Annotated in this window: 9 protein-coding genes; 5 read left to right on the forward strand and 4 right to left on the reverse strand. The window is 49.8% G+C overall.

Annotated elements, in window-relative coordinates; translation table 11 throughout:
* Positions 1–22 precede the first annotated feature (22 nt).
* Positions 23–1,096, reverse strand: coding sequence for a UDP-glucose--hexose-1-phosphate uridylyltransferase (locus tag ACO6V1_RS11435; RefSeq protein ID WP_422459620.1), 1,074 nt, complete (start codon positions 1,094–1,096; stop codon positions 23–25).
* Positions 1,093–2,109 (reverse strand): UDP-glucose 4-epimerase GalE, encoded by a 1,017-nt coding sequence (gene galE, locus ACO6V1_RS11440; RefSeq protein ID WP_422459618.1) that lies wholly within the window; start codon positions 2,107–2,109, stop codon positions 1,093–1,095. Before galE ends, ACO6V1_RS11435 begins: the two co-directional genes overlap by 4 nt.
* Before the next feature lie 173 nt (positions 2,110–2,282).
* Between galE and ACO6V1_RS11445 the strand changes: the two genes are divergently transcribed.
* Positions 2,283–3,227, forward strand: coding sequence for a helix-turn-helix domain-containing protein (locus ACO6V1_RS11445; protein WP_422445658.1), 945 nt, complete (start codon positions 2,283–2,285; stop codon positions 3,225–3,227).
* 1 nt (position 3,228) lies between these two features.
* On the opposite strand, the gene ACO6V1_RS11450 is transcribed toward ACO6V1_RS11445, so the two are convergent.
* Positions 3,229–3,570: a hypothetical protein gene (locus tag ACO6V1_RS11450; protein WP_422445656.1), complete on the reverse strand. Its 342-nt coding sequence runs from the start codon at positions 3,568–3,570 to the stop codon at positions 3,229–3,231.
* Between the two features lie 250 nt (positions 3,571–3,820).
* On the opposite strand from ACO6V1_RS11450, the gene ACO6V1_RS11455 reads away from it, so the two are divergent.
* From ACO6V1_RS11455 to lolD, 3 genes are all read left to right on the forward strand, one after another.
* The gene (locus ACO6V1_RS11455; RefSeq protein ID WP_422445654.1) at positions 3,821–4,732 is read left to right on the forward strand and encodes a hypothetical protein; all 912 of its coding nucleotides are present in this window, start codon (positions 3,821–3,823) and stop codon (positions 4,730–4,732) included.
* A gap of 161 nt (positions 4,733–4,893) precedes the next feature.
* Complete coding sequence (locus tag ACO6V1_RS11460) at positions 4,894–6,138, forward strand: lipoprotein-releasing ABC transporter permease subunit (RefSeq protein ID WP_101748679.1); 1,245 nt, start codon at positions 4,894–4,896, stop codon at positions 6,136–6,138.
* Positions 6,131–6,829 (forward strand): lipoprotein-releasing ABC transporter ATP-binding protein LolD, encoded by a 699-nt coding sequence (gene lolD / locus ACO6V1_RS11465; protein ID WP_422445652.1) that lies wholly within the window; start codon positions 6,131–6,133, stop codon positions 6,827–6,829. The genes ACO6V1_RS11460 and lolD overlap by 8 nt, the downstream gene beginning before the upstream one ends.
* Positions 6,830–6,863: 34 nt before the next feature.
* Here the strand turns inward: lolD and ACO6V1_RS11470 are convergent, their stop codons facing one another.
* On the reverse strand, positions 6,864–7,133 hold the full coding sequence (locus ACO6V1_RS11470; RefSeq protein WP_422445650.1) for a hypothetical protein: 270 nt from the start codon (positions 7,131–7,133) through the stop codon (positions 6,864–6,866).
* Positions 7,134–7,399: 266 nt separating this feature from the next.
* Here ACO6V1_RS11470 and ACO6V1_RS11475 point away from each other — a divergent pair.
* Positions 7,400–8,057 (forward strand): hypothetical protein (locus ACO6V1_RS11475; protein WP_422466927.1); only part of this gene is annotated, 658 nt, incomplete at its 3' end.

The following is an 8,057-nucleotide window of genomic DNA, read 5'->3' on the forward strand; positions in this document are numbered from 1 at the left end:
CTTTCCATAACTCGGAGCAATCTTAAAGGCTTTTTGCTGGTTCAGCGCAGTTTTCCAGATAATGCACATCGGACAGTTCGCGCAGACGGGCGGCAGCCTGTTCCGCGGTCAGGTCACGCTGGGTTTCTGCCAGCATTTCAAAACCCACCATAAACTTGCGAACGGTTGCTGATCTCAGCAGTGGTGGATAGAAATGAGCGTGCAGTTGCCAGTGACTATCATCAGTACCTGCCTCACCCGGATGACAGGGCGCACCATGCCAGCCCATAGAGTAGGGGAATGACGTCTGGAACAGATTGTCGTACTTTGTCGTCAGTTTTTTCAGGATGTCGGCCAGGGCATCACGTTCCACTTCGGTCAGATCCGGCATGCGCAGCACCTGTCGCTTGGGCAGCAGGAGCGTTTCAAACGGCCAGGCCGCCCAGTAAGGGACCACGGCAATCCAGTGATCATTTTCAACGACGGTACGTTCACCGGACTCAGATTCCCGCAGGGCGTATTCAACCAGCATATTGGTGCCTTTTTCCTGCAGCCATTGACGTTGGTTGTCGTCTTCTTTGCGCGCTTCGTTGGGCAGAAAGCTGCTGGCCCAGATCTGCCCATGGGGGTGGGGATTGGAACAGCCCATCACGGCCCCTTTATTTTCAAACAGCTGTACCCAGGGGTAACTCTGTCCCAGTTCGATAACCTGTTCTGCCCAGGTATCAACCACCTTGCGGATTTCCTGTTCGGTCAACTGTGGCAGGGTTTTACTGTGATCCGGTGAAAAACAGATCACCCGTGCTTCTCCCCTGGCGGAGCTGCTCTGGAAAAGGTCTGACTCGCTGGTTGCATCCGGGGTATCCGTCAGCAGTGCCGGGAAATCATTGGGGAAAATGTAGGGATCGGTGTAGTCCGGGTTGTGGTCACCGGTAATACGGTCATTTCCCGGGCAGAGAAAGCACTCAGGATCATGCACGGGGCGAAAGTCCGGCGCTGTTTTTTCCACCTGCCCCTGCCATGGGCGTTTGGCACGATGGGGAGATACCAGTACCCAGTCGCCAATCAGCGGGTTGAATCGACGGTGTGGGTGATCAACAGGATTAAATGGTGTCATTGGTTAAATCCGTTCGGGTTTTCTGACTGCCAGCGCCAGGTATCGATGGTCATATCGTCAACGGTGCGGGTGGCTTTCCAGCCCAGCTTTTGTTCTGCATAGGCCGGGTCGGCGTAACACTGGGCGATATCCCCGGGACGGCGTGGCTGGATTTGGTGAGGCAGTTGTTTGCCACAGGCTTTTTCAAAGGCGTGCAGCATATCCAGAACACTGCTGCCTTTGCCGGTACCCAGGTTATAGGTGTGGACACCCTGATCGGTCCAATGGGTACGCAATGCTGCCAGATGGCCAAGGGCCAGATCAACCACATGGATATAGTCACGCACACCGGTACCATCGTGGGTCGCGTAGTCGTTACCAAAGATGTTGAGCTGCTCCAGCTTGCCAACGGCTACCTGGGCAATATACGGCATCAGGTTGTTGGGTATACCACTGGGGTCTTCACCGATAAGACCGGATTCGTGGGCACCCACCGGGTTGAAGTAGCGTAGAATACTGAAATTCCATCGATCATCGGAAGCCGCCGTATCACGGAGGATCTCCTCCACCATGAACTTGCTGCGTCCATAGGGGTTGGTAACCTGGCCAACCGGGAAGTCTTCCCTGATCGGCACTTCATGGGGGTCGCCATACACGGTGGCAGAAGAGCTGAACACCAGGTGTCGTACGTCAAACTCACCCATGACTTCCAGAAGTTTTACCGTTCCGTTGACGTTGTTATCAAAATAAGCCAACGGTATCCGGGTAGACTCACCAACGGCTTTTAACCCGGCAAAATGAATCACCGCTTCAATGGTGTGTCTGGTGAATACGGTGCGCAGGGCCTCTTTATCGCGTATATCCACAGGATAAAAAGCGGGCTGCTTACCCGTCAGGCTTTCCACCCGGTGTAGCGCGGTCTCATGGCTGTTGCACAGGTTATCTACGACGACCACGTCATAACCGGCATTCAGTAATTCCAGACAGGTGTGGCTGCCAATGTAGCCAGCCCCGCCGGTGATCAGGATACTCATTGTCTACCTCGTTCAGGCAGCTTGTCTGCCCGTTAAATAATCGATTGTGGTCATTTTAAGAACAGGCAGCAGGATATTTCTTTTACGGTTTTTTTCTTGTTTTTCCCGAAAACAAAGATTTGTGCCACGGCAATGGGTATCATTGTGGGGCTTTTTGATAAGGGTCAATATTTGTGAGCAGTCAGCAGCTATTGTCGGTCAGGCAATGTCGTGGAACCGGTCGCAGAACCGAAGGTGTGGTCCCCATGCCTGGCTCGATTTCCGATATTCAGGGGGACATCTTTTATATCGAAAACCGGGCCCCTTATATTATGGACAGTGGCCATGTTCATGGCCATGTTGAGCTGAACTATCTGCTGGGTTGCTCGGCCACTTATATTGTCAATGGCAGGGAGCAGCGCATTCCTGAAAACCGGCTGGCCATCTTCTGGGCCAACATGCCCCATCGACTGGTGGGCCTGGTGGAAAAAAATCCGGGGAAAGGCACCCTTTATAATCTCTATATCCCGTTACCGGAATTTCTTCAGTGGCCACTGATGGGACAGCTCCGGCAGGAGGTGATGACCGGCGCTATTGCCCTGGCAAAGCCGGACCATGACTACCTGGTCATGAGATTGAGTCGCTGGCATGAGGATTTTCGCAGCGGTCACCCGGAATTAAAGGAGATTATTCTGGGTGAGCTGTCACTGCTGTTAAAGCGCATCAGTTTTCAGGGGTGGGATCACCCGGAAAGTGTCTCCGAAGACCATCTTGAGCAGGCACCGGCTGCCGGTCATCCGGGCAGTGGTCGTTTGAAAGGTGCACACCATGTTTCTACCATGATTCACTTTATCGGGGAAAACCTGCATCGGCCTATTTCAACCGCCGATGTGGCGGCTCATCTTGGGCTGCACAAGAATTATACGACCAACCTGTTTACCAGTGTGATGGGGGTCTCTATCAAGCAATATCTGCAGTTCCAACGCCTGCAGAAAGCTCAACTGCTGCTGATGGACAGCAAGCGGCCCATTGCCGATATTGGCTATGCCTGTGGTTTCAGTTCTCTCAGCCGCTTTTATGAAGCTTTTCAGCGTTATTTTGGTATGCCGCCAGGGCAATTCAGAAAACAGCTTTTATAACTCAGTGCGTGTTATCAACCACTGACCTCAATACCCGTTTACCTTCAAAGTACACCGTCAATTTTTGGTCTGGATAATACCAGCGGGTGATGGCGGGTTCACCAATGGTTTCTGTCTGGCTGGCGCTGCCCAGCACCTCCCTGACTTCATCCATGGTTTGACCATGTTTCGGTAAAGCCAGAGATTGACGCAACTGCTGAGACTGACTGCCCACGGGAGTCACAGTGATACCTTCGGAGTACGGAGTCTGGTCGGGAGCAAGCTCATTGGCAGTGACCTGGATAATAGACGACGAATAAATAATTGCTATAGTCACGGAAAGAGTACCAACAAGTGTTTTCATAATAATTGCGTCCTGCTTGACTCGAAAAGAAGGCTGAAGCGTTAATCAGGCATCACGCAAAGAGATTACTCCTGCCAGTGGTTCATTGAAAGTGCGTTCTAATTATTTTCTCAGCAACAATAGCTCTGGTTCTTAGGGTAGATTAAGCATCTATCCGCCCTGATACCGTTAATGATAAAACCAGCATAAGCGATAACATACACAACAATACCCATTAACTGAACAACAGAATACGTAATATGGATTTGAGATGGACAGCATCAACTCACTGGCTGAATTGAAAAAAATATTTCAAGATTACCTGTCACACACAGGTCCCGCCATGGATCTCACGCTGTGTGAACTGGGTTTAACCCATGATAACAAAGTGGTTCAGCTGCCAGATTATCCGGGTCAGCAAGAAATACTTAAGGGCAATCTCGATAATGTATTAGACGAAATGGCACCGGTATTACTCAGTGATCGAAAAATTACTCTGCAAACAGCCTGTCAGAAGTTAGAACTACAAGATATAGTCGAAGCAAAAGAACCGAAACCAGACCCACAATCCGTAGCAAACCGTGAACATGCAAGAATTCAGCAGCTCCTGAATGAGCTGAAAATCACTTACAAAAAAGAAAATGAACATTTAGCTGAAATGACAGAGACCTTTCCAAGCAAATATTCAGATGGACAGGAATGTTATTATACATTTACATCCAAAGATAAATTGGATAAATACGGCCCGTGCAGATTTATCAATACCTTTACGCCAGAAGCCTGGTTTTTTAAACTCAATTTCAAGTCGGATATAGTGCCCGGGCATTTTTTTTTCATGTCCAATGTCGTTGCCTTGCAGTATGAGAACTGTTTCAGAGACAATGGATGGCCACTTCAACTGCCGGAAACCATTCATCGATGTGATATAAACAACAAGCAATCTGATACCTTGATCCTGAAATACACGGGCCAACATGACTCATCAGCATTTATGGACGATTTTCTTCATAACACGGTAAACGGCAAGAGTACCCGGAGAATTGCTGACGCTTTTGGGCTGGAAATTTATCAGCTGGCCGTGCGTGAAGGTCACATAGATCGTATAGAATCTGCACGGCGGGCCAATCCGCATCTGCCCAGGAAGCTATTTACCGTCGTTGCTCATGTAAGACCGAAAAGCTAATATTTCTTGTCGAACAGGGGTGGAGGAAACAGTCGCAAAGCGCAGGAAAATTCGACGGGAATTATACCGCTTTATGGCATAATGCCAGCTTACTGGCTTTTGAAACAAGTGGCCAATCCGCCCCTGACACGCCGATGGCGCAAGGAATACTGGCAGAATAAATGTTTAGACCATTACCTTTTTTTATCGGTTTGCGCTACACCCGCGCAAAGCGACGGAATCATTTTATCTCCTTCATCTCCGGAACATCCATGGTGGGGCTGACGCTGGGTGTTTCGGTACTGATTATTGTGCTGTCAGTGATGAATGGCTTTGATCGGGAGCTAAAGCAGCGAGTGCTGGGTATGGTTCCCCATGCCACCATCACGGCAGCCGGTGGTGGTATTGAAGACTGGCAGGCGCTGGTCAATACCATTCCGGACAAAGAAGGCATCGAAGCGGCTGCGCCGTTTGTCGATGCCCAGGGTATGTTGGCCAATGGTGATCTGGTGCGGGGAACGCTGGTTTACGGTATTGATCCCGGCTACGAAAGAAGGGTCTCTATTATTGCCGATCACATGAAGCAGGGCGCATTGGAAGACCTGCAGCCCGGAGAGTTTGGTATTCTGCTGGGTGATATTCTGGCCAATTATCTGGGGTTGTCCGTTGGCGACAAAGTGACCATGGTTCTGCCTGAAGCCAGTGTCAACCTGGCGGGTGTTTTGCCTCGCCTGAAACGATTCACTGTCGTTGGTACTTTCTCGGTAGGTGCCGATGTGGATGGCAACCTGGCCTACGCCCATCGTGAAGATCTGGCCCGTTTTCTGCGGGTGCCTGAAGGGGTAACAGGTATACGACTGAAAATGGATGATCTGTTTGCCGCACCGAAACTGGCCTGGGATGTAGCGATTACCTTACCCGGTCGCTACTACGTTCAGGACTGGACCCGTAGCCATGGCCGTCTGTTTCAGGCGATTCAGATGGAAAAGACCATGGTCGGCCTGCTTCTCACCCTGATTGTTGCCGTTGCCGCCTTTAATATTGTCTCCACGCTGGTCATGGTGGTGACCGATAAGCAGGGGGATATCGCCATCCTCCGCACATTTGGTGCGACCCCGAAAATGATTATGGGGATTTTTATGGTTCAGGGATCCCTGATTGGTGTTATCGGAACGCTGCTGGGGGTTGCCCTGGGCATTGCCGGTGCGCTGAATGTTTCCGAAATTGTGGGTGCCCTGGAAAAATTATTGGGCATTCACTTTCTGAGCCCTGACGTTTACTTTATCAGCTACCTGCCATCGGAGTTAATGTGGCAGGATGTTGCGGTGATCAGTGTCTCTGGTTTGTTGATGAGTTTCCTGGCAACCCTGTATCCGGCATGGCGAGCCTCCAGAACCCAGCCTGCGGAGGCGCTTCGCTATGAATAATTCCGAAAACCGTGCAGTTCTGGAGTGCCGCAGGCTAACCAAAGTATTTGCTGAAGGGCCTGAAAAACTCGAGGTGCTCAGAGGCATAGACCTGTTGGTATCACCCGCTGAACGAGTAGCGATTGTCGGTACTTCCGGTTCAGGAAAAACAACGCTGCTTCAGCTGTTGGCCGGGTTGGATCACCCTTCCAGCGGTGAGGTAATACTCTGTGGCCATCAGCTGATGAAGGTGTCTGAACAAAAACAGGGTGAATTGCGGAACCGTCACCTGGGGTTTGTTTACCAGTTCCATCATTTGCTGCCAGAATTTACTGCCCTGGAAAATGTCGCCATGCCCTTACTGCTGCGAAAAGAGGTATCCGTGGGGCAGGCAACCATGAGAGCTGAAGAAATGCTGGGCATGGTGGGGCTGTCGAAACGGGCCAGCCATAAGCCGGCGGAACTTTCCGGTGGTGAACGGCAGAGGGTGGCTATTGCCCGCGCACTGGTCGGTAGTCCGGACCTGGTTCTGATGGATGAGCCAACGGGCAACCTGGATCCCAACACCGCCAGCAAGATTCATGAGCTGATGAAATCCCTCAGTGAACAGTTGACCACCAGTTTTATTGTTGTGACTCATGATATGGCTTTTGCCCGACAGATGGACCGGGCATTGCGCCTGGAAGATGGGCATCTTGTCCCTGTAGTATAAAAAAAGCCCTCTTCTGAGGGCTTTTTTGGATCAACTATTGATTATCACCGCCTTTCTTCTCTTCATGGATTACATAAACTTCAAAGGCGCTGCTGTTATCTTCGGGTCCGTCATAACCGTCACCTCCTTTGAACTTGCTTTCAGGCCAGACAAAGTCGGTGGAACTGAAGGTCGGGCCTGAATGGTCAGCAATGTAGTAGGCATTATCACCTCCAGTGACTCTGCGCTCGTTGGCGATGGCTGATGCGGCACTGATGGCTAATCCGGCAATAAGAGTTATGGTGGTAGCAGTTCTGATGATCATGGTTCGTCCCTGTGATGTTGTTTACGGCTTTACTTTTATCGTCCATGGCCTGCTATGAATTAGTCCGAATCTTTCCTCCGTTGTCGCAAAACTCGTAAAAGGCACTTTCTGTCTACAATCGACAAGGTGAATACTGAGTCTTTATGTCTGGCACGGGAATTTTTCGGGCAAGAATATGTCAAAGGGATTCTTGGGGGAGATATAAGCAAGAGGAGACAGTAGCATGCTGACTGCACCCACTACCAGTTATCACGAAGCCATGAATAATGAATATACCCTCTAACGCAACCACGGAGCTTCACCCCAGACAAACAGCGAACAGTCGTCAGAAGGACAGCAGTAACACCTTATTTGCCAGTAAGAAAACAGGCCATGCAAAGACTGTAAAGATTTATATAAAGGAATCGTTTACACAGAGAGATCAGTCATTAGTTAATCCCGCTATTACCAATAAAACAATCATTCACAGCTTTGAAATCGAAGGAAGGGCTTATAAAGCAATTTGTGGTGAGGGCGCTGATGAATACATAAGGTCGCTTTTTCAAGACCAGGATGATGACATTTCTTTTGTTGCCAAAGACCAGAATGACAGGGAGTATGAATATCACCCTCCAGTCGCCTGGGGGAAACGATTTATCAAGTGGATTTCACAAGGGGAGAGCTACTGTACGACTTCCGAAGACAGTAAGGATCAGCGATCATCCTGTCATCAGTTTGAACATTTTTTACACTGCGGAGTCAACAGGTTCTCTATTAAAAAAGTGATGACCTGTTATAACGAAACTGTCGTCAATGATATAAAAACAGTTAAGCCATTTAGCTATCTGAATCTGTCAGATACCTATATGCAAGAGTGGATTCATTCCATGACCTACATAGGTTCCGGTTTCTGCATCGGAAAATTTGGCGAAGGGGGCTCCATTG

Origin of the sequence: Endozoicomonas sp. ALC013 (genome assembly GCF_049310205.1) — a bacterium.
GTDB lineage: Bacteria > Pseudomonadota > Gammaproteobacteria > Pseudomonadales > Endozoicomonadaceae > Endozoicomonas.